Source organism: Pseudorhizobium xiangyangii (assembly GCF_020531965.1).
Taxonomy (GTDB): Bacteria; Pseudomonadota; Alphaproteobacteria; order Rhizobiales; family Rhizobiaceae; genus Neorhizobium; species Neorhizobium xiangyangii.
Genome location: NZ_JAJAWH010000018.1, coordinates 68,637 through 95,621 on the forward strand (window position 1 = coordinate 68,637; position 26,985 = coordinate 95,621).

Consider the following 26,985-nt stretch of genomic DNA (forward strand, 5'->3'; position numbering starts at 1 on the left):
GTCAGGCGTGCTTTTCCAACCAGGCCGAGATCACGCCTTCCAGCGCCTCGACCAGCTTTTCATCTTCCAGTTCCTCGACAATCTCGGCGACGAAGGCGTTGACGAGCATGGCGCGTGCCTTCCTCTCCGGGATGCCTCGGGATTCAAGATAGTAGAGATGGTTCTTGTCGATATCAGCAACGGTCGCGCCGTGGCCGCAGATCACGTCGTCGGCGAAGATCTCCAGCTCCGGCTTCACTGCAAACTCGCCGTCGTCGGTGAGCAGCAACGTGTTGCAGGCCATCTTGGCGTCTGTCTTCTGCGCATCTGGCGCGACGCGGATCATCCCCTGGAAGACACCCTTGGCACGATCGAAGACCACGTTGCGGAAGGTTTCCGTGGAATTGGTATGCGGCACATTGTGGCCAAGCACCAGCGTCACGTCCGTATGGGTTTCCTGGCCAAGCAGGTTGACGCCGCGAAGCGTCAGCTCGCTGCCCTCGCCTTCGACATCGATCCGCAGTTCCTGGCGAACCAGCTTGCCACCGACATTGACGACGAAGAGCTTGAGCTTGGCGTTTCTTCCGAGCTTGACCCGGACCTGGCCGAGATGCGTGTCGTCGGCACCCTGCTGCTGCAGGATGATAAAGACGGCTTCGGCACCCTCTTCGAGCACCAGTTCGCTGATCGTCGAAACGAACGCTGCCTCGCCTGTCGCCGACTGGTGACGCTCGATGATCGTGGCGTTGCTGCCAGCGCCGAAAGTCACGGGGAAACGGGTGTGCACCTGTCCTGCCCCATGCACGGCCTGAATCTCGATCGGTGCATCAACCGAAGTGCCGGCCGGTACATTGATGCTGTAGCCGTCGCGAACGAAGCTGCCGTTGATCTTGCCGATGGCATCATCCTTGTCGAGCGCCACGAGGCCGGCAGCGGCACTGCCGTCACTGAGCGCCGCTGCAAACGGTGCAATCTCCACGCCGTCGATCGCGACGAACTCACTCGCCGTGCCCTGAAGCACGGAAAGCAACTGTGCGTCCCCGACAAGCGGCGCGATGGCATCGACCGATACGGTCGGAGCGGCCGCCGGAACGTTTCGCAACAGCGACTTCAGGTCGGTATAGTGCCAGGCCTCGACGCGTCGCGTCGGTAGACCGGATTTTTTCAGGTCGTCCAGCAGGCGGTCGCGGGTGCCGATGACAGCACCATCGCCCGGCAACTCACCGACCTGCGCCGTATAGGCTTCCACCAATGCCGTTTCGGCTGGTGTCAGGCGATTGATCGTCTGAATGTTCATTGCCACATCCTTTCCGGGAAATCAGGCTGCTTCCCCGATGATGTCCGCATAGCCATTGGCTTCAAGCTCAAGCGCAAGGTCCTTGTCGCCGGATCGGATGACCTGGCCCTTATAGAGGACGTGAACAGTGTCCGGCACGATGTATTCGAGCAGGCGCTGGTAGTGGGTGATGACGATAACCGCGCGATCCGGCGTCTTCAGCGCGTTGACGCCGTCGGCCACGATCTTCAGCGCGTCGATGTCGAGACCGCTGTCGGTTTCGTCGAGGATGCACAACTGAGGCTCGAGCAATGCCATCTGCAGGATTTCCGCGCGCTTCTTCTCACCGCCGGAGAAGCCAACGTTCAGCGGACGGCGCAGCATGGCCGGATCGATCTTGAGCTTTGCTGCAGCCTCCTTGACGCGGCGCATGAAGTCCGGCGTCGTCAGTTCGTCTTCGCCGCGCGCCTTGCGCTGTTCGTTCATGGCGATCTTCAGGAACTGCATGGTTGCAACGCCCGGAATTTCAACCGGGTACTGGAACGCCAGGAAGATACCCTTGGACGCACGCTCGGCGGGGTCGAGTTCGAGAATGCTCTCGCCGTTGTAAAGGATGTCCCCTTCGGTGACTTCGTAGTCCGCGCGGCCGGACAGGATGTACGACAGCGTCGACTTTCCGGAACCGTTCGGGCCCATGATGGCGGCGACTTCGCCGGCCTTCACCGTCAGGTTCAGGCCGCGAATGATCTCGGTGCCGTCTTCGGCGATACGAGCGTGCAGGTTCTTGATTTCAAGCATCTTATATCCTCTCGGATGATTGTGTTCGTGCAATGCACGTAATGTCTAAACTGGCGGCCTTAACCGACGGAGCCTTCAAGCGAAATGCCAATCAGCTTCTGGGCTTCGACGGCAAATTCCATCGGCAGTTGCTGGATGACGTCCTTGACAAAGCCGTTGACGATGAGCGCGATGGCTTCCTCTTCGGGAATGCCGCGCTGCATGACGTAGAACTTGTGGTCGTCGGAAATCTTCGACGTCGTCGCCTCATGCTCCACCTGGGCCGAGGAGTTCTTCACCTCGATATAAGGGACGGTGTGCGCACCGCATTTGTCGCCGATCAGCAGTGAGTCGCAGTTGGTGAAGTTGCGCGCATTCTCGGCCCGGCGATTGATCGAGACCTGACCGCGATAGGTATTCTGCGACACGCCGGCCGAGATCCCCTTCGAAATGATGCGGCTCGACGTGTTCTTGCCGAGATGGATCATCTTGGTGCCTGAATCGATCTGCTGGTGACCGTTGGAGACGGCAATCGAGTAGAACTCACCGCGAGACTCATCACCGCGCAGGATGCAGGACGGGTATTTCCAGGTGATCGCCGAACCGGTCTCCACCTGTGTCCAGGAAATCTTCGAACGGTGACCACGGCAATCGCCGCGCTTGGTCACGAAGTTGTAGATGCCACCCTTGCCCTGGGCATCGCCCGGGTACCAGTTCTGGACCGTCGAGTACTTGATCTCTGCATCATCCATCGCAACGAGTTCGACGACGGCAGCATGAAGCTGGTTCTCATCGCGCTGCGGCGCCGTGCAACCCTCGAGATAGGAAACGTAAGCGCCTTCCTCGGCGATGATCAGCGTGCGCTCGAACTGGCCGGTGTTCTTCTCGTTGATGCGGAAGTAGGTGGACAATTCCATTGGGCATCGCACGCCCTTCGGAATGAACACGAACGAGCCGTCGGTAAAGACGGCAGCGTTCAGCGTCGCGTAATAATTGTCGGTCGTCGGGACGACGGATCCGAGATACTGCTTGATCAGCTCGGGATGTTCGCGGATCGCCTCGGAGATCGACATGAAGATCACGCCGGCCTTCTTCAATTCTTCCTTGAACGTGGTGACCACTGAGACCGAATCGAACACGGCGTCGACGGCGACCTTGGAGGTCTGCACGCCAGCCAGGATCTCCTGTTCGCGCAGCGGAATGCCGAGCTTTTCATAGGTCCTCAGCAGCTCCGGATCGACTTCGTCCAGCGAAACCGGACCGGTGATGTTTTTCGGAGCCGCGTAGTAGTAGACGTCGTTGAAATCGATCTTCGGATACGCGACACGCGCCCAGGTGGGCTCTTCCATCGTCAGCCAGCGGCGATAGGCATCGAGTCGCCACTCCAGCATCCACTCCGGCTCCCGCTTCTTGGCCGAAATGAACCGGATGATGTCTTCGGAAAGACCCTTGGGGGCCTTGTCCACTTCGATGACGGTCTCGAAACCGTATTTGTACTGGTCCACATCGATCTGTCGAACCTGATCGATTGTCTCCTGCACCGCAGCCATGCGCGTTCTCCAAAACTCTCGCCGGCCGCTTGGCCGGTATCTCTTTTATCTGGGCGGGAAGTTCCGCTCTTATGTAGTGGCCAAAAGGCGTGTTTCCCACCTTTGGGCAAGCGGAAAGTTGTCTTTCCGCAAGTTTCTTGCTGTTTACGCAGCCTCGCCGGCCGAGCGTCGCCGGCCGGAAATTTTCGCGAATGCCGCAAGCGTGGCATTGACGTCATCCATTGTGGTCGTCAGGCCGAGGGAAATCCTCAGGGCACCGAGATCAGGATCGAACCCCATCGCCGTCAGGACGTGGCTTTGCCCGACCTTGCCCGACGAGCAAGCCGATCCAGCCGAAAGGGCAATGCCTTCCAGATCAAAAGCGATCTGACCGGTTTCAGACTTCAAGCCAGGCAGCGTGAAGAAGCAAGTATTACTGACCCGCGCGACGTCTTGTCCGTGGATAACGAGGTCGGGCGCGACATTTCGCATGCCGCGCTCCAGCTCTTCACGCAGCGCCGAGATGTCCGCATTGCGCTCCGCGAGCTGACCGAGGGCCGCTTCGCTTGCCGCACCGAAGCCGACGACGGCGTGAAAGTTCTCTGTCCCCGAACGGTGACCCTTTTCCTGTCCGCCCCCACGAATCAGGGGTGCAGGCATAAGCGCCTCACCGCGCAAGACCAACGCGCCGACGCCCTTCGGACCGCCGACCTTATGGGATGACAGGATGACGAAGTCGGCATCCAGTTCGGCAATGTCGACCCCAATCCGCCCGGCCGCCTGCACCGCATCGACGACCATCAGGCCACCAGCCTGATGCACAAGTCGAGCCGCTTCGGCAACGGGCTGAACAATACCGGTCTCGTTGTTCACGAGCATGACGGCAACCATCGGCAAGCCGGCAGCGCGATCATGGGCAGCCAACGCAGTTTCCAGCGCCGCAAGATCAACGATACCCGAGCGCCCAACCGGAATTTCTGACACCTGCTCTTTGTTAAAGCGTCCGCCTTCCCGCACAGATGGGTGTTCGATCGCGGACACATAGAGGTGACTGACAGTCAGGCGCGAGCGCCCCATCCGGTAGTCTGGCGTCAACACATGGTTGGCCGCTTCGGTTGCGCCGCTGGTGAAGAACACATGCGCAGGCTCTGCGCCAACCAGAGCGGCAACGTGTCTCCTCGCCTTCTCGACCGCCGCCCGTGCGGCACGTCCCTCGCTATGGACGGATGAAGCGTTGCCCGGCAGGCGCAAGGCGTCCAGCATGGCAAGCCGTGCCGGTTCGCTGAGGGGCGCGGTCGCATTCCAGTCCATGTAGGTGCGCTTCAGTACCATTGTCCGATCCGCTTGCCTTCCTAGATATCCGTCGAGTCGAATGCGGTTCGAGCAGGCGTCCCGCATTTTTCTTGAAATTTCGGATGGCCTTGCCTTAAGAGACAACAACCGGGCCATCAACGCCCAAGTTTCGAATAGTTCTAAACTGAGTTTTAGAAAAGCTGACAGGCTTCGTCAAGTCTTGACTTGGCACTCAGTTCCGAACTGAACAATATGACCGGAGTACCTATGCCCGAAGTCATCTTCAACGGCCCTGCGGGCCGCCTCGAAGGACGTTATCAGCCCTCGAAGGAGAAGAGCGCGCCGATAGCGATCATCCTACATCCGCACCCGCAGTTCGGCGGCACGATGAACAACCAGATCGTGTACCAGCTCTTTTATATGTTCCAGAAGCGTGGCTTTACGACCTTGCGGTTCAACTTCCGGAGCATCGGTCGCAGCCAGGGTGAATTCGACCATGGTGCTGGCGAGCTTTCGGATGCCGCGTCTGCCCTCGATTGGGTTCAGAGCCTGCATCCCGACTCCAAAAGCTGCTGGGTCGCCGGTTATTCCTTCGGCGCCTGGATCGGCATGCAGTTGCTGATGCGTCGGCCGGAGATCGAGGGCTTCATGTCCATCGCTCCTCAGCCGAACACCTATGACTTCTCCTTCCTGGCGCCTTGCCCCTCCTCCGGACTCATCATCCACGGAAACGGCGACAAGGTGGCGCCCGAAAAGGACGTCCAGGTTCTGGTCGAAAAGCTGAAGACGCAGAAGGGCATCCTCATCACCCACAAGACGATCGAAGGTGCCAACCACTTCTTCAACGGCCAGGTCGATACGCTGATGGCAGAGTGCGAGGACTATCTCGATCGTCGCTTGGACGGAGAACTCGTTCCGGAGCCCGCGGCCAAACGCATCCGCTGATCGGCGGCGCAACCGGCACACAGACGGTCGTCGCCAGCACTATTTGATGTCGCGGGCGACGATCGACAATGACGGCGGGGTGGGCGAAGCGCGACGCACACAGTTTCGCCCCGCTCCCTTCGCCTGATAGAGCGCCATGTCGGCATTTCGCATCGCCGTCGACAAGTTCGCTTCACCGTCAAATGCCGCGACACCGAAGCTGGCACTCGCCCTGAAACCTGCCGGCAGGTCAGAAACGGTCTCGGCAGCAACAGCGGCACGAAGCGTCTCGGCCAGAAGCATGGCGGCATCGATGGACGTTCGCGGAAGAAAAGTGGCGAACTCCTCGCCTCCCAGGCGCCCCACAACCGCCGCGGACGGCACGTTCGCACGAAGCAATTGCCCAACCACCTGGATCACGGCATCACCACAGTGGTGACCATAGGTGTCGTTGATGCTCTTGAAGTGATCCAGATCGCACATAATGACGGCGTGCGGCCCTCTTGACCCCTCGCGAAGCAGGGTCGAGACCCGGTTCTCGAACCCCCGGCGATTGAGCAGCAGTGACAACGCGTCCACTTCGGAATTGACGCGCTCGTCAGCCATGATCTCCAGGACCAGGACAGCAAGCAGCATCAAGCCGGCCATGACGACTATGACGCCCGTCGAGCTTTGCGAGATGATGGCATAATCGGTTTTGATGTAGTCCGCAGCAGTCGATCCGGCCCCGACGAGCACGGCAAGCGCGGCCTTGACCATGAAATGAACGGCGGTGAATACCAGAAGTGCCGCAAGCGCCCAATCTATTGCCAGTTTCCGCCTCGACCTCAGCACGGAAATGGCACTGGCGAGCGCGCAAAGCGCGAAAGGCGCCTGATAAGTGAACGCATGCAGAAGCGTGCTACGGGGACGGTCGTAGATCAGGAAGTCAACGACACAGCAGACGACAAAAAACAGGCCCGCACGGACAAGGCTGACGGGATCGTCATAGAGCCTCGCGACACCGATGCGCAGCAGCAGCAATCCCGCCAGAACCGACGCGAAAGCCAGGATCGCCGACAGCTTGACCCATTCCGTATGTGCGACCAGCAGTTCGAAGATGGTGGACAGCGAAGCAACGGCAAAGCCGAAGGCGATCCAGCGCGCAGCGATCCGCGAGCGGCTTCGCGTAGAAACCGCGAGAAAGACCACGCAGAATGACATTGTGACGATGAAATTAACCGCCAGAAAGAAGTTCGTGCCGTTCATTCATTTAATGTCGCGACTCGGCGCAACGTCCCCATGATGGGAAGAAGCTTAGATCCAACCGCCAAAGTAAGTGTTAACCGAAAGATGAACTATAAGCGCTGGCGCATTTATCCGTTTTTTCTGGCGGATCCGTAAAGCGAGCCGCCGGTCATGGCGCGAGCCACTCCCGTCGTACATGGATACGTCAGTGGCAGGCCGAGCATCGACCGTACCGCAAGATAACCCCACGCCTCCGCCTCCATGGCGTCTCCGTCAAACCCTGCGTCTTCGGCCGTCAGGATGCGAGCCTCCTGTCCTGCGGCAAGATTGGCAATATCGTTCATCAGGATCTTGTTCAGCCGCCCGCCGCCACAGATGACGTACAGCGCCGGTCTCGCCGGCAGGTGCTTGGCCGACTGCAGGATCGACGCCGCCGCAACATATGCGAGCGTTCGCGCGCCGTCCGCCAGCTCGGCCTTGTCGCTGCTTGGCGGAAGAAAGTCGTTGCGATCCAGCGACCGGCGGACCTTGTCGGTAAAGAATGGATGGCCGAGATAGCTGTCCGCGAGTTCTGGAACCACCCGGCCTTCCGATGCAATCATGCCGCCTTGATCGAATGGTATTCCCGCATGGGTCTCGACCCACTGATCGATAAGGGCGTTGCCCGGCCCGCTGTCGTAGGCAATGAGCGCGCCGTCAGTGCCGATGTAGGTCAAATTGGAAATGCCGCCGATATTGACGAAGCACACGGGGCCTTCCCCTGCGGGCAGGGTTTTCGCCAAAGCAGCATGATAGGCAGGCACGAGAGGAGCTCCCTGCCCGCCGTGCCGCATGTCGTTTGCCCGCATGTCGTAGACCACCGGAATACCGGTTCGGTCTCCGAGAAGCGCACCGTCGCCGATCTGAACCGTCAGGTTCCGGTCAGGGCGATGGAGCACGGTCTGCCCATGAAAGCCGATGACGTCGATGGCTTCGGCGGCCATACTATTCCGCTCCAGGAATATCCGGACCGCATCGGCATGCCGAAGCGTCAACTCACGCTCTACGTCGCCCAGGGCGCCCGGTCTCTCCGAACGCTCACCAATGTCTTTCGCCTCGACGAGCGCCTGTTTCAGCCGGTCGCGAAATGCGGCCTCATAGGGCACGCCCATAAAGGGGCCACGTACGACCGTTCCGCTTCCGTCCGTCCTGACGAGAGCGACATCGATGCCGTCCATCGACGTGCCGCTCATCAGTCCGATTGCAGTTTTCATTTCACCCATTGATGGCACCCAGAATCAATTTTGAAGTGATTATGCTCAAAAACAGTGCTAGACGCCCGGCGATATCGAAATTTCCCTTCCAGAGATCCATCATGTCCAGGTTCAAGTCCGATTTCCTCCACACGCTCGACGAGCGCGGCTTCATTCACCAGATCTCCGACGAGGCAGGTCTCGACGAACTGTTCGCCAAGGAAACCGTGACGGCCTATATCGGCTTCGACCCGACGGCGCCAAGCCTCCATGCCGGCGGCCTCATCCAGATCATGATGCTGCACTGGATGCAGCAGACCGGTCATCGCCCGATCTCCCTGATGGGCGGCGGCACCGGCATGGTCGGCGATCCGTCCTTCAAGGACGACGCCCGCCAGCTGATGACGATCGACACGATCGAAAGCAACATCGCCTCCATCAAGCGCGTCTTCTCCAACTACCTGAGCTACGGCGACGGTACGAAGGACGCCATGATGATCAACAATGGCGACTGGCTGCGCGATCTCAACTACCTGGAATTCCTGCGCGATGTCGGCCGCCATTTCTCGGTCAACCGCATGTTGTCCTTCGATAGCGTCAAGACGCGCCTGGACCGCGAGCAGTCGCTGTCCTTCCTCGAATTCAACTACATGATCCTGCAGGCCTACGACTTCGTGGAGCTTAACCAGCGCTACGGCTGCCGCCTGCAGATGGGCGGTTCCGACCAGTGGGGCAACATCGTCAACGGTATCGACCTCGGCCACCGCATGGGCACGCCGCAGCTTTACGCCCTGACCTCGCCGCTTTTGACGACGTCATCAGGCGCGAAAATGGGCAAGTCGCTAAACGGCGCAGTCTGGCTCAACCCGGATATGCTGTCCGCCTACGATTTCTGGCAGTACTGGCGTAATACCGAGGATGCCGACGTATCGCGCTTCCTGAAGCTCTACACGACGCTGCCGATGGACGAGATCTCCCGTCTGGCCGCTCTCGGCGGTTCGGAAATCAACGAGGTCAAGAAGATCCTCGCCACAGAAGTCACGGCGATGCTGCATGGTCGCTCGGATGCCGAGCAGGCTGCCGAGACGGCCCGCAAGACCTTCGAGGAAGGCGCGCTGGCCGATAACCTGCCGTCTATCGAGGTTCCGACCGCAGAACTGGATGCAGGCCTCGGCCTGCTGGCGCTGATCGTCAAGGCCGGCCTTGCCACTTCCAACGGCGAAGCGCGCCGACATGTCCAGGGTGGTGCCGTGCGTATCAACGACGTGGCAATTTCGGACGAGCGAAAGGTCATCGGTTCAGCCGAAGTGACCGGCGATGGCGTCATCAAGCTGTCGCTCGGAAAGAAGAAGCATATTCTGGTTCGCCCGGCCTGAGGGACGAGGCACACCCACCGCATTTGAAGAGGCCGCCCTGTGCGGCCTTTTTCATGTCCTGCGCAATTACTGGAACTCGAAGATCTGCCGGAATATGCCCGGTGCAATCAGCGATAGTGGATTGACCGTCAGACGAGGCTTGTCGAAGGGCCCTTCCAGCTTGAACGTGATCCCAAGCAGGCCGCGGTCCCGCCCGTTCCCCAAAATCACGCCGATGATCGGCAGTTCTGCGAACAGGCGATTGAGGCCGTAGGCTGGCATGAAGGTCCCGGTCATATCCATGTTGCCAGCGGCGTCGCGCACCACACCTTGGAAACTCGCGCCGATCTGTTCGCCTCGCACCACGCCGTTTTCGACCGACAATCGACCGTTCCTGTAGACCATCCGGGCAAAGCCGCGTTGGAACCGGGCCGAGCTTACGTCGATATCGCGCTTCACCGCCGAGTTTAGGCTGCGACCGTCCTTGCCGACCGGCGTGGAAACGAGCGACTGTAGGCGAGCCTCGTTCAACAGCGCAAAGTTGCGGACATCGATCGCGCCGCTCCAGGCTCCGCCTTTCTGCGCCCTGAGCGAAACGTTCAGCAGGCCGCCGCCCATTTTGTTGTAGAGATTGGTGAAGCGTGCAACCGCTCCGGCATCGCCGCTGGTGATCGAGATCGTATTGCCCGCGTTCATCCGGCTCACCACCGCTTCACCGCGTCCGGTCACGGCAGAAAAGTCTGCAGCCGAGATCCCCCCATTCTGCGTTGAAAACAGCATGGAAACGTTGGAAAGCCGTTCGTCGCCGAACCCGATTGCCTGGTCGAGCTTCACCTTCACCGTGGCGTCGCCATCGTCGTCGCTTTTGGCACCTCCTCCCGACTTCAGGCGCGTCAGGATCGGCCGAAAGTCCGCCGAAGATCCAGCGACGGAAATCTGCATCCCGCCCCGCTGACGAGCGAGGCTGACGCTGTAGCTGTCGCCCGGCGACAGTTGCATGCGTGAAAACTGCGCGGACTGAAGCGACCCATCACGCAGGCTCAGTTCCCCGCGGGCGCCGAACCCCTCTCCGTCTAGCTCGAAGTCCCGGACCTCATCGGTACCGTCTACCCTTGTGACCTCCAGGGAAGCCTTTGCAGGAATGCCGCTCCCCTTGGTCCAGCCGACCCACGGCACGGACAAGGCGGACCGCGTCAGGTCGAGGGATATGTTCTGCCGGTTGCCATCCAGCAATCGCACCTCGGCGCGCACGGTGCCATCGATAACCTCATCCAGTCCCGGCACCAGCTTCTGGCGTTGTGCATTGTTCAGGTTCGCGACGATGGTCCGCTCACGCGTAACCTTGGATTGCCGCCCGACCGGCTCCACCAGGCTGATGTCGGCAGGCACGTCGTCGATCGATGCTTTCGCCTCAAGTCGCGCCGCGTCCGGCACGACACCCAGCCGTCCAGTAACATTGGTTATCTTCCTGCCCGCAAATTCGGTCTTGAGATCCACGCCATCAAGATCCAGCTCGGCTTTCCAGATTGGCGCAGGCGGATCTTGAGCGGCGATCAGCCCCATGCGGGCGGTCACCTTGGCGCTTGCCTTTCCGGTAAAATCATCCGGCTTGAACTCGGTGTCCTTCAGCGCGTTCAGTGGCCGAAAACTGGCCAGCTCCGCGACTGCGTCTGCCGCACCTGAAACACTCAGCGCAAGATCGGCCATCAATGGCTTGCTGTAGGTGGAGGGTATCGTGAAGCTGGAAGCTGCCACAGCAACCGAGCGCCCGGATGGGAAATACGACGTTGCCCGCTTGACGCCGACCTTCATCACCTCGCCTCGAAGATCGAACCTGCCGTGCAGATCCCTGAGTGGCGGGAGGTCACCCGGAAGGCTCAGGCGGGTATCCTGAACGTCGAACGCAATCTGCAGCTCGTCATCGTCAAGCTCCATCGGGCGCCCCGGCCCCTTCATCCTGCCGGCAGGAATGAAGACCGCGATCGACCCGTCGATCACTGTTCCGCCGAACAGGTTGTCAAGCACCCAGTCCCGTGGCTTGCGCGCCATCCAGAACGGCCAGAGCTGCTTCACGCCGGCGACCTGCATCGTCGGCAATTGAGCGCCGAAGCTGATTTCAGGGGAAGCATCCCCAAAGCGAACCTTGAGCGAGGCAGCCATATTCCCCAGCGGGCTCGACACCAGCATGTCGTCGAATTGAAGTTCCCGGTCGACGGAAAGATACCGACCCGATGCCCTGAGATCGAATACCGCAGGCGCCTCGCTCGCCCCTTCGGCCGTCGCACTCCCGCCGCTGACAAGCAAGTTCAGGCAAAAGCCGGGACGCGTCTCGGAAGGGTCCAGGCGGTTCAGGTCAGTGACCGCGCCAACGAGAGGAAGGCGCGTCGGGCCGAACTGCAGTTCCGACTGAAGGATCTCCAGCGAGTTCTTCGCGAAATCGAAGGCGGCGTTGATAGAGCCGCCGGAAAGTTCCTGATTGACGCCGTCGAAATAGAACAGTCCTGGTGATTGCTTCAAGGTAGCGGTAATAGCTGGCGTGGTCGATGCACGGGCGCGAACCGCCGACAGGTCGAGATCGGCGGATCCCTGAATGCCGTCCCGCGGAGCCCCCTCAGCGTCACGCCGTAACAGAAACGGCGTCATTTCGATGCCGCTGATGTTGGCCGTCAGCGCCGACGTCACGCCGCGCACGACGGATGCCTTGGCCACAAGCGCCGCCGCCTGCCCCTCGATATTGATCTGGCCTGTTACGTTGATCTCTCCGGGACCCGATCGCGTTAGAGCCAATTCAGTAACTGCCAGAGAAATCGGCTTTCGCCCGGGGGCCGCTGGCAAAAGAATCTCGACGCCGGAGATGTCGATCGAGCTCGTACCCGTCCGCTCCATGAGCCCGCGCGCCTCATCCAGCCTTTGAAACGATTGCTCCAGCAGGTGGGGCAGCTTATCGATGCGGACTCTCGACAGACCTGCCGCTTCGCCCGTGGGCAGCGCCCCGGTGTCGAGATGGATGCCACTGGCCTCCATATGTCGGATATTGATGCGCCCTGCCAGCAGCGCAAGCGGATCGACCGCCATGCGCATCGCTTCGGTGCGGCTGAGATGGAGGCCCGTCGCCTGCTCGACGATATCGACCTCCTGCGCCTCGAGCGCCAATCGGAAATTCGAATCGAACCGGATTGCGGCTGACCCCACTGTCGCAGCGTAGCGTGGACCGATTGCATCATTGAGCGCATCATTGGCGCGGGAGGCAAGTGTGCCGTCGACCACGCCGCCTTCGATGGCAAGGAACGCGCTGCCGATGGCCGCCAGCACCAGCATCGCGAACAGAATGGCCATCCGGCCGACGCTGCGCATGCGCGAACGAGGCGGCGGGCAGTGTACGATGATTCGGTCCTCGGCCTGGGACGAGGGCAAGGTGTGCAGCGGCTGAATGTCCTTCCTGCTGAAGCTGACCTTTTCGCCGCGGATTTCCGACATTAATGGAAGCGCTCACATTTGCGCCGGCCACTGATTTGTTCGCCGGTCGGGATAGTATACACGATCTCCGGCCTCTTCCCTCAAGATACTGGCGAAAGAAAGGAAAAACATGGGCAGTCTGAAAGTCGGTGACATCGCACCTGATTTCGAGGTTCAGAGAGACGGCGGCGGCACTATTTCGCTGGCGGAGTTCCGCGATCGCCTTGTCGTCCTCTACTTCTATCCCAAGGACGACACCACCGGCTGCACCGCCGAAGCTGTCGCCTTCACCAACCTTCTGCCGCAGTTCATTGCAGCCGGGGCCGTTGTGATCGGCGTCTCGCCCGATACTGCAGCCAGGCACGACAAGTTCATGAAAAAGCACGACCTCGGCATCATCCTGGCGTCCGATGAAACGACCGATGTTGCCCAGGCCTATGGCGTCTGGAAGGAAAAGAGCATGTATGGCCGGACCTTCATGGGTATCGAGCGGTCTACGTTTCTCATAGGGACCGACGGTCGCATCCGGGCGCATTGGCCGAAGGTCAAGGTAGCGGGACACGCCGAAAACGTGCTCCAGGCGGTAACCGGAAGTTGAAACCGGTCGGCACGCGAACGCCAAGCCCTCAACCATAAAGGCTCCATTAACCTTAACTGTGTGTAATCCCCGTTATCGAATGGGGTTGTTCGATAACGGGGGTAAGCACAGTGGCAAGGCGTGACCATGGGCGAGCGTTTGAGCGCAAGCCCGCAGAACACCTCGTGATTTTCGCGAGCGGCGACAAAATTCGCCATATGACCGTTCGCCCCTGGATGACTGCCCTCGCCGTCTGCTTTGTTGCAGTTTTCTCCATCGGCTACCTGGTGGCGACGAGCTATCTCATTATACGCGACGACCTGATCGGCGCGACTATCGCCCGACAGGCGCGGATGCAGCACGACTACGAAGATCGCATTGCGGCGCTTCGCGCTCAGCTGGACCGCGTGACCTCTCGGCAACTGATGGACCAGCAACTCGTCGAGCAAAAGGTAGAGAAGCTGCTCGAGCAGCAGAGCGCCCTGTTTTCTCGCCACGGGAAGGTAGGAACCCTGCTGGATCGCGCCGAAGAGTCCGGGTTGAAGTCCTCGCCCGCCGTCGTTCAAGACACAGATGAAAATCGCAAGGCGTCGCTCGGAGACGGGATCAACGCCATCGAAACCCTCCTCGGTCGTAGTCATTCCGTTTCCGAACCATCCGCATTTGGCCTTGCCTATGCGCCATCACGGGAAAACATGACGGACCGCGCCGACCGGATCTTTTCCAAGGTAACCCTGTCGCTGAAGAACCTGGAGCAAGATCAGCTGGCAAGGATCTCCGATCTCACCATCGACGCCTCCGAGACGGCATCCGTGATCGCCGAGATCATGAAAAAAACCGGCATCGATGTGAAAGCCCTTGTCGATCAGGAAGGCAATGCCCTGGGAGGTCCCTTCGTCGAGCCAGAAACTGGCCTGAACGTCTTCGACAATTCGCTCAGCGAACTGGATGCGGCGCTCAACCGGCTGGAGGTCGTCCGTGATACGGCAAAGGCCCTCCCCTACGGCAATCCTGCCCCAGGCCGTAAGGTTACCAGCAAATACGGCAATCGCGTCGACCCGTTTCTCGGTCGCCTCGCGCTGCATGCCGGCATCGATTTCCAGGCGGATACCGGCACAAAGGTGCTGAGCACGGGGGCCGGCAAAGTCGTCACCGCTGAATTTAGCGGCGGATACGGCAATCTGGTGGAAATCGACCACGGACATGGAATCACCACGCGCTACGGCCATCTTTCCCGCATCCTGGTGTCCAAGGGTGACACGATAGAATCCGGCGACGTTCTCGGCCGCGCTGGCTCGACCGGCCGATCAACCGGACCTCATGTCCACTACGAGGTTCGTCGCGAAGGAGCGGCCATAAACCCTGTGCATTTCCTGAACGCGGGAATGAAACTGACCTCCTATCTCGAATAGGAAAATCATGCGCAAGACGGCATTCACCGCCTTTTGTTGGTAGCCGTTCACCACATCCGCTGCGATCAGCCGCGTTTCCTTGACTTTCTGGCCGTTTCCGCTTATCAGGCCCGCGTCGGTCGGACACATACTGTGTACCGGCCATTGTGTTCTATCAAGAACCGGAACGGAAACAGATTTCCCTTTGACAACATTTGCTGATCTTGGCCTGAGCCCGAAAGTCCTCTCTGCAGTCACCGACGCTGGTTACACCACGCCGACACCGATTCAGTTGGGCGCTATTCCTCCAGCATTGCAGCGCCGCGACATCTGCGGCATCGCGCAGACGGGCACCGGCAAGACCGCATCCTTCGTGCTGCCGATGTTGACCCTTCTGGAGAAGGGCCGTGCGCGAGCGCGCATGCCGCGCACGCTGATCCTCGAACCGACGCGCGAACTAGCAGCGCAGGTTGCCGAGAACTTCGAAAAGTACGGCAAGAACCACAAGCTTAACATCGCGCTGCTTATCGGCGGCGTGTCCTTCGACGACCAGGAACGCAAGCTGGAACGCGGCGCGGACGTGCTGATCTGCACGCCCGGCCGCCTGCTCGACCACTGTGAGCGCGGCAAGCTGCTGATGACTGGCGTCGAGATCTTGGTCATTGACGAAGCCGACCGCATGCTCGACATGGGCTTCATCCCGGATATCGAGCGGATCGCCAAGATGATCCCGTTCACCCGGCAGACCCTGTTTTTCTCGGCAACCATGCCTCCGGAAATCCAGAAGCTGGCCGACCGTTTCCTGCAGAATCCCGAGCGTATCGAGGTTGCAAAGCCTTCCTCCACCGCCAAGACCGTGGCGCAGCGCCTCGTCGCATCGCACAACAAGGATTACGAGAAGCGCGCTGTGCTGCGCGATCTCATCAAGTCTCAGGACGAGCTGAAGAACGCCATCATCTTCTGCAATCGCAAGAAGGATGTCGCCGATCTCTTCCGTTCGCTGGAGCGTCACGGCTTTTCGGTCGGCGCCCTGCATGGCGATATGGATCAGCGTTCGCGCACGACCATGCTGGCGGGATTCAAGGATAACCAGATCACGCTGCTCGTCGCGTCCGACGTCGCGGCTCGCGGTCTTGATATCCCGGACGTCAGCCATGTCTTCAATTTCGACGTACCGATCCACGCCGAAGACTATGTGCATCGCATCGGCCGTACCGGCCGCGCGGGCCGCTCCGGCAAGGCGTTCACACTCGTGACACGCGCGGATACTAAGTATCTCGACGCGATCGAAAAGCTCATCGGCGAAAAGATCGAATGGGCGAACGGCGATATTTCAGCCCTTCCTGCACCGATGGAAAGTCATGAAAGTGACCGCGGACGCAAGGGTCGTGGCAAGGACAAGGACAAGGACCGCAGTCGCGGCAAGCGGGCAGAACCCGTTTCCAGTCCCGAACCGGTCGTGGAAAATGAAGCAATCGAAGAGGTCGTTGTGGAAGTCAGGGCAGAACAGGTGAGACCGGAACGTAAGGCAGAGAGAGCACCGCATTCCAGCAATCGCGGTGATCGGTCGGGCGACCGTGGTGGCAACCGAGGCGGCCGCGCTCCTGCCAACGACGATCGTAGCGAACGGCGTGTCCGCCATCATCGCGATCATGACGATGGCCCGACACCTGTTGGCTTCGGCGATGATATTCCCGCCTTCATGCTGATCGTCGCAAACGCGGGCAAGGCCTGACGTTTCGTGACTGTCGCAAAACCTGGAATCGATTTTCCCGGTGTCGGTGCGGGTCTCGTCATCCTGCGCGATGACGGCAAGGTACTGCTGTGCCGTCGACTGAAGGCGCCCGAAGCGGGATGCTGGAACATTGTCGGCGGCAAGGTGGATCCCATGGAGCCGGCTGCCGAGGCGGCCCGCCGCGAGGCCGAGGAAGAAACCGGCCTGCGGATTTCAGGCGCAATCGAACCGCTCTGCACCACAGAACAGATCATTCAGGCCGATGGCCAGCATTGGGTCTCGCTGATCTATCTGGCCACTGAGTTTTCCGGGGAACCGCAATTGACGGAACCGGACAAGCTGTCGGAACTCGGTTGGTTCGACCCCGATAGCCCGCCTGCGCCGCTTTCGGAATTTGCCGCAACAGCGTTCGCGGCGCTCAAGGCCCGCTAAGTCGAAAAATCCTGCTTCTTCGAACGCATGGCGGCCTCGTACGCAAGCCGCAGCCACTTCACCATGATATCGGGATCGTCGAGCGCTTCATCCGGCACCGTCCAGTAGGGCATGGCCACAGGCTTTCCCTTCTTTCCCTCATATGTCCATTGCCGCGACCCGGCCCCCTGAAATTCGGGCGCACTGACTGAGTCGGCTTTCAGCAGGATCTCCTCATCCGAGAATTCCAGCGCGATGATCAGGCCTCTATGGTAGATGCCCTTGCCGCCGAACATCCGGCGCACACTGACCGGGCCGAGCGGCTCGAATATTTCCTCGATCGCGGCCGTATCCATCGTCACCCTTTCAGTACACCGCCGGCAGCGACCACCGCCTCCGGCGTATCGACATCCAGATGCGCCGCCAGCCCGATCTCCACTTCGAGGATCGGCAGCCCGCAGGTCTCCACGACAGCGCGCGCGCCAACATCTCCCTGCAATTTCCGGACAGCGTCGAAGGTCGAATGCGGAAGAATGATCGGATTGCCCCGCTTGCCGTTATGCACCGCGCGCACGACCGCGCCCCCTCCCGCCCGCTGAAAGGCGTCGATCATTTCACCCACATGCACCGCCGTCACCGCCGGCATGTCCGCCAGCATGACAAGAACGCCGCAGCAGCCACTCAAGGCCGGCAGCGATAGTCCCAGAACGAGCGAGCTCGCCATGCCGGAGGGATAATCCGCATTGAATCTGGTGGAGAGGTCGAGCCCCGCGAGGGCAGCCTCGATCTCGTCGTGGCGATGTCCCGAGATGGCGACAATTGGCTCGATCTTCGCCGCAATCAATGTTTCGGCGCTTCGCCTCACCAGCGGCACGCCATCGAATGCTGCCAGCAGCTTGTGGGGGCCATCCTTTCCCATGCGGCTCGCCTCGCCAGCGGCCAGCAGGAGGGCTCCGACCGAGACCTTGTCACCCGGCCCTGTCGGGACTTCGCGCGGCCGTGGCCGGTCCGGGATCTCCTTCAACAATCCTCCCACCCCCATGCCAGTCAGGTCGAATGCGGTGGGATGTTCACCAGCCAGAATACGATTGAGGACCCAGTCGAAGCCGTTCTCCCTTGGCGACCGTGCACAGCCGGGTGCCCCCAGCACGGCCACCTCGCCGATGCTCCCTAGAACCAGAAGGTTTCCCGGATCCACCGGCATGCCGACGTGCTCGACGCTTCCACCAGCAGCACGGATCGCCGCCGGGATAACATCCTGCGAATCGGCGACGGCCGAGGCACCGAAAATGACGATCAGTTGTGGTCCATCATTTACATTGCCAAGCGCTTCAAGCAGCGCCTTCGCTAGTTCTTCCGTGTCGTGGCCGACGCGGACTTCGCGATTGAGAGCGCTGCCCGAGGGCACCAGTCTCTGCTCCAGCGATCTCGCCGTCCGGTCCATGACCGAGACTTTCAGGGTAGGCAGTTCGGTCGCGATCAGCGTGACGCGGTGCGGCAGATAGGGCTTCACGGTAAAAGCCCGGGCGTCACTCACCAGTGATATGGCGGCATCAACCTTCAGGCGGTCCACGGCCAATGGGATGATCTTCACCGTCGCCACCATATCCCCGTCCTTCACGGCGGCATGATCGGCAAGCGTTGCAAACGTGATGGCGGGATCAATCCGGTTCAACGCGTCGACAGTGGCTCGGTCGACCGTGAACACACCATTGGCCTCGGCATAGATGTTTACCCGCCCGGTCGCGGCGTCGGACCGCCGCGTATTGCCGTCGCGAAAGGCCGAGGCGATTGCATCAGCAGCTTCGTCCTCAAGCATATCTCCCGGCTCCAGCCGGACCGCCGTCACTTCCGTGACCCCCTCGGCGGTCAAGGCGTCGATATCTTCTGCCGTAAGTATCCTGCCTTTGGGAAGTCTGCCGGACGACAGACGCAGGCTGTGTACCAGCACGCATCCCCCAGCCTCTACCACTGCGAAAGTCCCGAAACGCACAATCACCCTCCGGTGACAATGTCGCGCCGGCGGAATGCCTGCACGATCTGAGCCAATGTCGCCACGGCAATTTCAGCCGGGCTTGCGGCGCCGATGTCGAGCCCTATGGGAGCCGCGATACGAGCGATCTCTCCGTCGCTCAGCCCCTGCTGTTTCAAGCGATCCATCCGTTTGGCGTGCGTCTTTCGGCTTCCGAGAGCCCCGACATAGAAGCAGCCACACCGCAGCGCCTCGCCGATTGCAAAATCGTCTATCTTCGGGTCGTGCGTCACGGCAGCCAGCGCCGTATAGGCATCCAGAGGCCGCTTCGACAACGCATCTTCCGGCCAGTCCGCAATGAGATCGACGCCGGAAAAACGCTCAGGCGTGGCAAAGGCGGTGCGCGGATCGATGATCGTCAGGTCGTAACCCGCCACCGGCGCAAGCCGCGCCAGTGCCTGGCTGATGTGAACCGCGCCTATGACCACGATGCGCGGCGGCGGCAGATGGACGTTGAGGAAGACCTCTCGGCCGGCAATATCGACCAGCGTCGCCTTGCCCGTCCTGAAGGACGCATGAACCGCCTCACCAAGCCCGCCTGCCACGGGTTCGCCTTCAAGGATCACCTGTTCACCCTGCCCGTCGACGTCGGTCACGAGGATGGCGGCCTTGCGGGCGTGACGAGCAAGGTTGAGCGCGTGCAGGGTTTCGATCCGCATCAGCCGAGCCTTTCGACATAGACGCGGATGGTGCCGCCGCAGGAAAGACCGACGCGCCACGCGGTCTCGTCGGCGACGCCGAACTCCAGCATTTTAGGTTTGCCGTCGGCTATGACGTCCTGTGCCTCGCCGATGACAGCTCCTTCCACGCAACCGCCGGAGACGGATCCTTCGAAATTGCCCTCCCCGTCAATCACGAGATGGCTTCCCGCCGGGCGCGGCGCCGAGCCCCAGGTCTGGATGACAGTGGCGATCGCGACCGTGCGGCCTGCGGCCTTCCAGTGCTCGGCGGTCATCAATGGATCCGCAAGTTCGGTCTCGCTCATGCCGTAGCCCTCCCGGGAAGAAAGCGGCGGGGATCGCCTGATCTGGAGAGGCCGCCGCTCAATGCTTGCGCCAGATCGGAGACGGATTGCAGGTTGTGGATCGATCGCAGATCATCGACATGCGGCAGCATGGCCCTGACGCCCCGCGCCCGTGCCTCGAAGCCATCGAAGCGCAGCAACGGGTTGAGCCATATCAGGCGCCGACAGGACCGATGCAGGCGGTCGGTTTCCTTCTCCAGCTCTTCTATTCCTTCCCGCTCAAGGCCATCGGTGATGAGCAGAACGATGGCGCCCTGCCCCAGCACGCGGCGTGACCAGAGCCGGTTGAACTCCGCCAGCGTCGCGCCAATCCGGGTTCCTCCCGACCAGTCGGCGACCGCGTTCGAACAGGCCGCAAGTGCCTCGTCGGGATCTCGCCGGCGCATGTGACGCGTAACATTGGTCAGGCGCGTCCCGAAAAGGAAGGTCTGCACACGCGCACGCTTTTCGGTCAGCGCGTGCAGGAAATGGAGGAAGACGCGGGTATATTGGCTCATCGACCCGGAGATGTCGGCAAGGACAACCAGCGGCGGCGGTGCCCTTTTGCGCTCCCTGAAACGCGGCAGGATAAGGTCCCCACCGCTTCGCATCGCGTTGCGCATGGTGGCTCGGGCGTCGATGCGGGACGACGAGGTCGATCGGCGAAAGCGACGCGTCGGAAACGTATCAAACGGCATTGCGAGCCGGGTCATTTCGCGCCGTGCCAAGGCCACCTCGGCCGCAGACATCTGCGCGAAATCCATGCGTTTCAGAACCTCACGCGCCGAGGTCGTCAGCCGTGCATCGACGTCCACCTCGGGCAAGTTTTTTCTTCCCGGCGCTTGGCCCCGGTCCGCCGACAAGGCATCCGCCACCCGGCTCTGGCCCGGCTTCGGTTTATCCCGCCCGCCTGCTGCCTTGGGCGACATCAGGGCGATCATCTTGCTGACCAGATCACGGCTTCGCCAGAACAGGTCGAAGGCTTCGTCGAAGACCGGCTGGTCCTCGTGTCGCTTGACGAAAACTGCGGAAAGCGCGGCGTGAAATTCCAGCCGTGAGCCGATGCCGATAGCATCGACGGCCACGATCGCATCGGCGGAATCCCCGGGACCGGTCTTCAATCCGGCGCGGCGCAGCGCGCGCGAAAAATATACTATGTTTTCGGCCAGCCGGCCCTCGCCCCTGGTGGCTCGCCCTGTGCTTGTATCTTCCGTTTCCGTTACCTGCATGGGTTCAACCTGTGGCCAACAGTTCAGCTTTCACGTCCGAAAGCAGTGTCTGCCCCTCGCTGCCCTGTATGCGGGCGATATCGTCCTGATACTTCAACAACGTTCCAAGTGTGTCGGCGATCGTCTCCGGATCGAGCGCCAGCTTGTCGAGTTCCGTGAGCGCCGTGGCCCAATCGATGGATTCGGCAATGCCCGGGTTCTTGAAGAGATCCAGCCTGCGCAACTTCTGCACGTAGGCCACCACCTGTTGCGAAAGGGCGTCAGCACAGTGAGGCACCTTTCGGCGGATGATCTCCAGCTCCTGCGCCGCGTCCGGGTAGTTCACCCAATGGTAGAGGCACCGTCGCTTCAACGCGTCGTGTATTTCACGGGTGCGGTTCGTGGTGATGATCACGATTGGCGGCTCGTGCGCCTTGATCGTTCCAAATTCGGGGATCGTCACCTGAAAATCGGACAGCACTTCCAGGAGAAACGCCTCGAATGCCTCATCCGTGCGGTCGAGTTCGTCGATAAGGAACACAGGAGCTGCCGAACCCGGCTCTCCCAGTGCCTGCAGCACCGGACGGCGGATCAGATGCCGCTCGGAGAAGATGTCGGCTTCCAGCCTCTCCCGGTCGCGAACACCAGCCGCTTCGGACAGACGGATATCCAGCATCTGCGCCGGGTAGTTCCATTCGTAAACCGCCGAGGCGACATCCAGGCCTTCGTAGCACTGCAGCCGGATCAGGCGACGATCGAGCGCCTTGGCGAGCGTCTTGGCGATCTCCGTCTTGCCGACACCAGCCTCACCTTCGAGGAAGAGCGGTCGCTTCATCCGCAGCGCGAGGAATATCACCGTCGCCAGCTGGCGACCGGCGAGATAGTCCTGATCCTCCAGAAGCGTGATCGTCTCGTCTATTGAGGACGGGATGCGGGATGCTTTCGGTTCGGTCATGGATCCTCCATGAAACGAAATCTAGAGCGTGCGGAAGCCCCGGTCCAGATAGATCAGCGAGGAGCTCGACGAACCGAAATGCATTGCCACCACTTCGCCGAAAAGGACGAAATGGGTGGAGGCCTGCTTGACGTCGGTAAGGCGGCAATCGAAGGAGACCACGGCATCGGAAAGAACCGGCGCGCCGGTGACGAGCGTTTGCCATTCACCCGATGCAAAACGGTCTTCGGCAGCGACGGCAGACAAGCCGGCAAAACCGATCGCAAGGCTCTGATGATGGGCAGCAAGCGAATTCAATGCGAAAACGCCGCTCTTGAGAAAGATCTCGTTGTTGGCGTTGCTGCTGTTGAGGCAGACGAGCAGGCTGGGAGGGTTATCCGAGACCGAGCAAGCAGCGGTAACGGTGACGCCGCGCTTTACCCCTTCGTATTCCGTCGTCACCACCTGAACATGGCCCGCGTACCGAGCCATCCCGTTGCGATAGACCACAGGGTCAAGCTGCTGCTGCTCTGTCAAATGCTTCTCCGAGAGGATGCCGGTCGCTGCCATCGAGCCGGTTATGGAGACCCCGCCGCGTATTGTCTACGTCTTTCCGGCTTTCATGGATCGTACTGTCTATATCCGATTCTCTTTGACGCTGGCGACCAGCCAGCTAAATGTGAGGCCGACAAACGGATAACGGGACAACGATGCGCATCTGGCTGCTCGCAACCACGACCGCCCTGACCACACTCTTCGCGACGGCAATGGCCACGGCGGCGACGATCGCGGTGGTCGCGCCCCAAACCGGACCCTATGCGCTGCTGGGCAAGCAGGTCTTTGACGGCGCGCGTGCGGCAGCAGAAGCCTCCGGACATTCGATCGTCGAACTCCCGGAAAGCTGCGAAGCGGGCGGCAACGCCAAGCTCGCAAAGCAGATGATCGATGCCGAGGCCGTCGCGGCGGTCGGTTTCCTCTGCACCGAAACCCTGTCGGATATCCTGCCGGGCCTCGCAGCAGCGAATATTCCCGCCATCACCGTTGGCGTCCGCTCCAGGATACTGATGGAGGACGCGCTGCGCGAGGGCTGGCCGCTTTTCCGCCTGGCGCCCGCGGAGGGTGACGAAGCCCAGAAGATGGGCGAGGTCATCCTGGCGCGATGGCAAGCGGAGCCTATCGCCATCATCGATGACGGCACTATCTACGGCCGCGAGTTGGCAAGCTCCGTCAGGCAGATCATCGAGGCGGGTGGCATCTCGCCGGTCTTCGTCGACACCTATCGGCCGGGGCAGGAACAACAGGTAGCGCTTGTTCGCCGGTTGCAAAAGGCCGGAGCTACCCATGTGGTCGTCGGGGGGGACCGCAACGACGTGGCGATCGTTGCCCGCGATGCAGGAGAGGAGAACATTCCCCTCAACCTTCTCGCCGGTGACACCATGCGTGCCCCCGATCGTCCCGTGCCTCTGCGCCAGGGCGTCATGGCGGTCGCCCTGCCCGATTACGCGGCAATTGCACCGGCTGCCGACGCGACGGCCTTGCTGCGCAGTCGCAACATCGAGCCGGATGGCTATGTGCTGCCCTCCTACGCTGCCGTGCAGGTTGTCGGCCAGGCTGTCGAGCGGGCCGGAACAGAGGTATTGCCGGATGCAATTCCCGGCACTCCCTTTCAGACGGTGCTTGGCCCCGTTGCGCTGACGGAACGGCACGAACTGTCGGACAGTCCACTGCGGCTGCAGGAATGGCGGGATGGCCGCTTTGTTGTCGCCGATATCCCCACGGAATGATTGTTCCTGCCGGGAAGCGGTGGTACAGCGGGCCCAAATAGACCGGAGACCCCATCATGACGCTGCCGATCCGCATCACGCCCTCCATTCTTGCCGCAGACTTCGCCAGACTCGGGCAGGAAGTCCGTGACGTGACCGAGGCGGGAGCGGACTGGATCCATCTCGATGTGATGGATGGTCATTTCGTGCCGAACATTTCCTTCGGGCCGGACGTCATCAAGTCGCTGCGCCCGCATACAAAGGCGTTCTTTGATTGCCACCTGATGATCGCGCCCGCAGACCCCTACCTCGAAGCCTTTGCCAAGGCAGGATGCGACAGCATTACCGTTCATGCGGAAGCAGGCCCTCATCTTCATCGCTCGCTGCAGACGATCCGCTCTCTGGGCAAGAAGGTCGGTGTAACGCTCAATCCTGCCACGCCTCTTTCCGTGCTTGAGAACGTGCTCGACGATGTCGACCTGATCCTCATCATGAGCGTCAACCCCGGCTTTGGCGGCCAGAAGTTGATCCCCGCCATGGTGGACAAGATCAAGGCGGCCAAGGCGTTGATCGGCAGCCGCCCGATCGAGTTACAGGTCGATGGCGGCATCACGGTCGAGACGATCGGTGCGGCAACGATCGCCGGCGCCAACGTCTTTGTTGCCGGTTCTGCCGTCTTCCAGGGCAACAGCGTCGAATCCTATTGTCAGCGCATATCCGCACTGCGTTCCGCTGCAACTGCCTGATACGGCAGTCCCATACGTTGAGCTTCATTCCGCTTCTTGCTAAAGCGGCCCCATACCCGTTGTCGATGGAAGGCAAACGCCCATGATCTCCCGCTATTCCCGACCAGAAATGGTCGCCATCTGGTCGCCGGAAACAAAGTTCCGCATCTGGTTCGAAATCGAGGCGCATGCCTGCGACGCTCTCGCCGCAATCGGTGTCATCCCGAAGAGCGCAGCCGAAACGATCTGGGAAAAAGGCGGCTCGGCCACCTTCGACGTCGCCCGTATCGATGAGATCGAGGCTGTTACGAAGCATGACGTCATCGCCTTCCTCACCCACCTTGCCGAGTTCATCGGTCCGGACAGCCGCTTCGTGCATCAGGGCATGACGTCTTCAGACGTGTTGGACACCTGTTTCAACATCCAGCTGGTGAGAGCGACCGATCTCCTTCTCGCCGACATGGAGAAGCTGCTTGAGGCGTTGAAGCGGCGCGCATTCGAGCACAAGGACACGGTCACCATCGGCCGCAGCCACGGAATCCATGCCGAGCCGACGACTTTCGGCGTGAAGCTGGCGCTGGCCTATGCGGAATTCGATCGCAACAAGACCCGTCTGATGGCGGCTCGCGAGGAAATCGCGACTTGCGCGATTTCCGGTGCGGTCGGCACTTTCGCCAACATCGATCCGCGAGTGGAAGAGCATGTCGCTGCGGCCCTTGGCTTGAAGGCCGAGCCGGTGTCGACCCAGGTCATTCCGCGTGACCGTCACGCGATGTATTTCGCGACCCTCGGTGTCATCGCCTCCTCTATCGAGCGCGTCGCCACCGAAATCCGGCATCTGCAGCGCACGGAGGTGCTGGAAGCGGAGGAGTACTTCTCGCCGGGCCAGAAGGGCTCGTCGGCAATGCCCCACAAGCGCAATCCGGTACTCACGGAAAACCTGACGGGTCTCGCCCGCATGGTCCGTTCGTACGCGTTCCCCGCGATGGAGAACGTCGCACTCTGGCACGAACGGGACATCTCGCATTCTTCGGTCGAGCGGATGATTGGCCCGGACGCCACGGTCACTCTCGACTTTGCGCTCGCACGCCTCACCGTGGTGATCGACAAGCTTCTGATTTATCCGGAGAACATGATCAACAATATGAACAAGTTCCGCGGACTTGTTCATTCACAACGCGTACTCCTGGCGCTGACGCAGGCCGGTGTTTCGCGTGAGGACGCCTATCGCCTCGTCCAGCGCAACGCCATGAAGGTGTGGGAACAGGGCAAGGATTTTCTCGAGGAACTGCTTGCCGACGACGAAGTGCGTGCAGCACTTTCCGAAGAAGACATCCGCGAGAAGTTCGACCTCGGCTACCACACCAAGCACGTGGACACGATCTTCCAGCGCGTATTCGGCTGAACCAGGCCTACACGACAAGGAAAATGCCGCCGCATCGGCGGCATTTTTTGTTTGAGTTGATGCGGTGGAGCTCCCAGCCCATAGAATTTGCCGCATATATTGCCTCCTCCCTTGACTTCCGGGCCTCGATTTCTCAAATCGGCGCCATCATGAAAGCATCCGAAGCCGATATTCTGATCATTCCGGGCTACACGAACTCCGGACCCGGCCATTGGCAGAGCCGGTGGCAGGAAAAACTTTCGACCGCGCGTCGGGTTGAACAGGCCGAATGGTCTAAACCGGTCCGCGAGGATTGGGTCGCACGGGTCGCCGAGGAAGTGAATGCGGCCACGCGGCCGGTTGTCCTGGTCGCGCATTCCCTGGGTATCCCGGCGGCGATCCATGCCATCCCGCTTTTCAGGACGCGCGTGGTGGGAGCATTTTTCGTCGCCCCGCCCGAACTGGACAATCCGGCCATTCGGCCGAAGCACCTGATGACGTTCGGGCCCTATCCGCGAGATCCCCTGCCGTTTCCGGCGCTGACCGTGGCAAGCCGTAACGATTCGTTCGGGTCGTACGAACACGCCGGCGATATCACCAGCGCCTGGGGCTCATCGCTTGTCGATGCGGGAGAGTCCGGTCACATCAATACGGAGAGCGGCCATGGGCCTTGGCCTGAGGGCACGATGGTGTTCGCACAGTTCCTCTCTCAGCTGAAGGCCTGAAGACCACAATGCGCCAGACGCATCAATAAAAAAAAGCCGCGTCGGCCGA

Annotated in this window: 24 protein-coding genes; 10 read left to right on the forward strand and 14 right to left on the reverse strand. The window is 60.8% G+C overall.

Annotated features, from left to right (window positions below):
• Position 1: 1 nt before the first annotated feature.
• The 4 genes from sufD to LH464_RS16810 all read right to left on the reverse strand — a co-directional run bounded on the left by sufD (position 2) and on the right by LH464_RS16810 (position 4,893).
• The gene (sufD, locus tag LH464_RS16795; RefSeq protein WP_226787548.1) at positions 2 to 1,276 is read right to left on the reverse strand and encodes a Fe-S cluster assembly protein SufD; all 1,275 of its coding nucleotides are present in this window, start codon (positions 1,274 to 1,276) and stop codon (positions 2 to 4) included.
• Positions 1,277 to 1,297: 21 nt separating this feature from the next.
• A complete protein-coding gene (gene sufC / locus LH464_RS16800; protein ID WP_226787549.1) occupies positions 1,298 to 2,053 on the reverse strand; it encodes a Fe-S cluster assembly ATPase SufC in 756 nt (251 codons plus the stop codon).
• A 59-nt stretch (positions 2,054 to 2,112) separates the two neighbouring features.
• Positions 2,113 to 3,582: a Fe-S cluster assembly protein SufB gene (gene sufB, locus LH464_RS16805; RefSeq protein ID WP_226787550.1), complete on the reverse strand. Its 1,470-nt coding sequence runs from the start codon at positions 3,580 to 3,582 to the stop codon at positions 2,113 to 2,115.
• A 144-nt stretch (positions 3,583 to 3,726) separates the two neighbouring features.
• The gene (locus tag LH464_RS16810; protein ID WP_226787551.1) at positions 3,727 to 4,893 is read right to left on the reverse strand and encodes a cysteine desulfurase family protein; all 1,167 of its coding nucleotides are present in this window, start codon (positions 4,891 to 4,893) and stop codon (positions 3,727 to 3,729) included.
• 228 nt (positions 4,894 to 5,121) lie between these two features.
• Between LH464_RS16810 and LH464_RS16815 the strand changes: the two genes are divergently transcribed.
• Positions 5,122 to 5,799, forward strand: a complete 678-nt coding sequence (locus LH464_RS16815; RefSeq protein ID WP_226787552.1) for an alpha/beta hydrolase — start codon at positions 5,122 to 5,124, stop codon at positions 5,797 to 5,799.
• Between the two features lie 39 nt (positions 5,800 to 5,838).
• On the opposite strand, the gene LH464_RS16820 is transcribed toward LH464_RS16815, so the two are convergent.
• Both LH464_RS16820 and LH464_RS16825 read right to left on the reverse strand, forming a co-directional pair.
• Positions 5,839 to 7,026 (reverse strand): GGDEF domain-containing protein, encoded by a 1,188-nt coding sequence (locus LH464_RS16820; RefSeq protein ID WP_226787553.1) that lies wholly within the window; start codon positions 7,024 to 7,026, stop codon positions 5,839 to 5,841.
• 107 nt (positions 7,027 to 7,133) lie between these two features.
• Positions 7,134 to 8,267: an anhydro-N-acetylmuramic acid kinase gene (locus tag LH464_RS16825; protein WP_226787554.1), complete on the reverse strand. Its 1,134-nt coding sequence runs from the start codon at positions 8,265 to 8,267 to the stop codon at positions 7,134 to 7,136.
• A gap of 92 nt (positions 8,268 to 8,359) precedes the next feature.
• On the opposite strand from LH464_RS16825, the gene tyrS reads away from it, so the two are divergent.
• On the forward strand, positions 8,360 to 9,613 hold the full coding sequence (gene tyrS / locus LH464_RS16830) for a tyrosine--tRNA ligase (RefSeq protein ID WP_226787555.1): 1,254 nt from the start codon (positions 8,360 to 8,362) through the stop codon (positions 9,611 to 9,613).
• 66 nt (positions 9,614 to 9,679) lie between these two features.
• Here tyrS and LH464_RS16835 read toward each other — a convergent pair whose 3' ends face one another.
• Positions 9,680 to 13,069, reverse strand: a complete 3,390-nt coding sequence (locus LH464_RS16835; protein ID WP_226787556.1) for a DUF3971 domain-containing protein — start codon at positions 13,067 to 13,069, stop codon at positions 9,680 to 9,682.
• 109 nt (positions 13,070 to 13,178) lie between these two features.
• Between LH464_RS16835 and LH464_RS16840 the strand changes: the two genes are divergently transcribed.
• The 4 genes from LH464_RS16840 (at position 13,179) to LH464_RS16855 (ending at position 17,183) form a co-directional block, all read left to right on the forward strand.
• Entirely contained in the window at positions 13,179 to 13,646 is a 468-nt protein-coding gene (locus LH464_RS16840) for a peroxiredoxin (protein ID WP_226787557.1), read from the forward strand.
• A gap of 110 nt (positions 13,647 to 13,756) precedes the next feature.
• A complete protein-coding gene (locus tag LH464_RS16845) occupies positions 13,757 to 15,037 on the forward strand; it encodes a M23 family metallopeptidase (protein WP_390625000.1) in 1,281 nt (426 codons plus the stop codon).
• Between the two features lie 184 nt (positions 15,038 to 15,221).
• Positions 15,222 to 16,751 carry a DEAD/DEAH box helicase gene (locus tag LH464_RS16850; protein ID WP_226787559.1) on the forward strand — a complete coding sequence of 510 codons (1,530 nt, stop codon included), beginning with the start codon at positions 15,222 to 15,224 and terminating at the stop codon, positions 16,749 to 16,751.
• A 6-nt stretch (positions 16,752 to 16,757) separates the two neighbouring features.
• Positions 16,758 to 17,183, forward strand: a complete 426-nt coding sequence (locus LH464_RS16855) for an NUDIX domain-containing protein (RefSeq protein WP_226787560.1) — start codon at positions 16,758 to 16,760, stop codon at positions 17,181 to 17,183.
• On the opposite strand, the gene LH464_RS16860 is transcribed toward LH464_RS16855, so the two are convergent.
• From LH464_RS16860 to LH464_RS16890, 7 genes are read right to left on the reverse strand one after another with little or no spacing between them, the layout of a single operon-like run.
• Complete coding sequence (locus LH464_RS16860; protein ID WP_226787561.1) at positions 17,180 to 17,518, reverse strand: TfoX/Sxy family protein; 339 nt, start codon at positions 17,516 to 17,518, stop codon at positions 17,180 to 17,182. The genes LH464_RS16855 and LH464_RS16860 overlap by 4 nt on opposite strands.
• A gap of 2 nt (positions 17,519 to 17,520) precedes the next feature.
• Entirely contained in the window at positions 17,521 to 19,155 is a 1,635-nt protein-coding gene (locus LH464_RS16865; RefSeq protein WP_226787562.1) for an NTP transferase domain-containing protein, read from the reverse strand.
• Between the two features lie 2 nt (positions 19,156 to 19,157).
• Positions 19,158 to 19,853 carry an XdhC family protein gene (locus tag LH464_RS16870; protein ID WP_226787563.1) on the reverse strand — a complete coding sequence of 232 codons (696 nt, stop codon included), beginning with the start codon at positions 19,851 to 19,853 and terminating at the stop codon, positions 19,158 to 19,160.
• Complete coding sequence (locus LH464_RS16875; protein WP_226787564.1) at positions 19,853 to 20,179, reverse strand: XdhC family protein; 327 nt, start codon at positions 20,177 to 20,179, stop codon at positions 19,853 to 19,855. Before LH464_RS16875 ends, LH464_RS16870 begins: the two co-directional genes overlap by 1 nt.
• Positions 20,176 to 21,426, reverse strand: coding sequence for a vWA domain-containing protein (locus LH464_RS16880; protein ID WP_226787565.1), 1,251 nt, complete (start codon positions 21,424 to 21,426; stop codon positions 20,176 to 20,178). Before LH464_RS16880 ends, LH464_RS16875 begins: the two co-directional genes overlap by 4 nt.
• A 4-nt stretch (positions 21,427 to 21,430) precedes the next feature.
• The gene (locus LH464_RS16885; RefSeq protein WP_226787566.1) at positions 21,431 to 22,360 is read right to left on the reverse strand and encodes an AAA family ATPase; all 930 of its coding nucleotides are present in this window, start codon (positions 22,358 to 22,360) and stop codon (positions 21,431 to 21,433) included.
• Positions 22,361 to 22,381: 21 nt separating this feature from the next.
• Positions 22,382 to 22,876: a flavin reductase gene (locus tag LH464_RS16890; RefSeq protein ID WP_315859673.1), complete on the reverse strand. Its 495-nt coding sequence runs from the start codon at positions 22,874 to 22,876 to the stop codon at positions 22,382 to 22,384.
• Positions 22,877 to 23,049: 173 nt separating this feature from the next.
• On the opposite strand from LH464_RS16890, the gene LH464_RS16895 reads away from it, so the two are divergent.
• The 4 genes from LH464_RS16895 to LH464_RS16910 all read left to right on the forward strand — a co-directional run bounded on the left by LH464_RS16895 (position 23,050) and on the right by LH464_RS16910 (position 26,936).
• Positions 23,050 to 24,123: a branched-chain amino acid ABC transporter substrate-binding protein gene (locus LH464_RS16895; RefSeq protein WP_226787568.1), complete on the forward strand. Its 1,074-nt coding sequence runs from the start codon at positions 23,050 to 23,052 to the stop codon at positions 24,121 to 24,123.
• A 56-nt stretch (positions 24,124 to 24,179) separates the two neighbouring features.
• Positions 24,180 to 24,848 carry a ribulose-phosphate 3-epimerase gene (rpe, locus tag LH464_RS16900; RefSeq protein ID WP_226787569.1) on the forward strand — a complete coding sequence of 223 codons (669 nt, stop codon included), beginning with the start codon at positions 24,180 to 24,182 and terminating at the stop codon, positions 24,846 to 24,848.
• Between the two features lie 82 nt (positions 24,849 to 24,930).
• Positions 24,931 to 26,232, forward strand: a complete 1,302-nt coding sequence (gene purB / locus LH464_RS16905) for an adenylosuccinate lyase (RefSeq protein WP_226787570.1) — start codon at positions 24,931 to 24,933, stop codon at positions 26,230 to 26,232.
• A 149-nt stretch (positions 26,233 to 26,381) separates the two neighbouring features.
• A complete protein-coding gene (locus LH464_RS16910) occupies positions 26,382 to 26,936 on the forward strand; it encodes an RBBP9/YdeN family alpha/beta hydrolase (RefSeq protein ID WP_226787571.1) in 555 nt (184 codons plus the stop codon).
• The last annotated feature ends 49 nt before the right edge of the window (positions 26,937 to 26,985 follow it).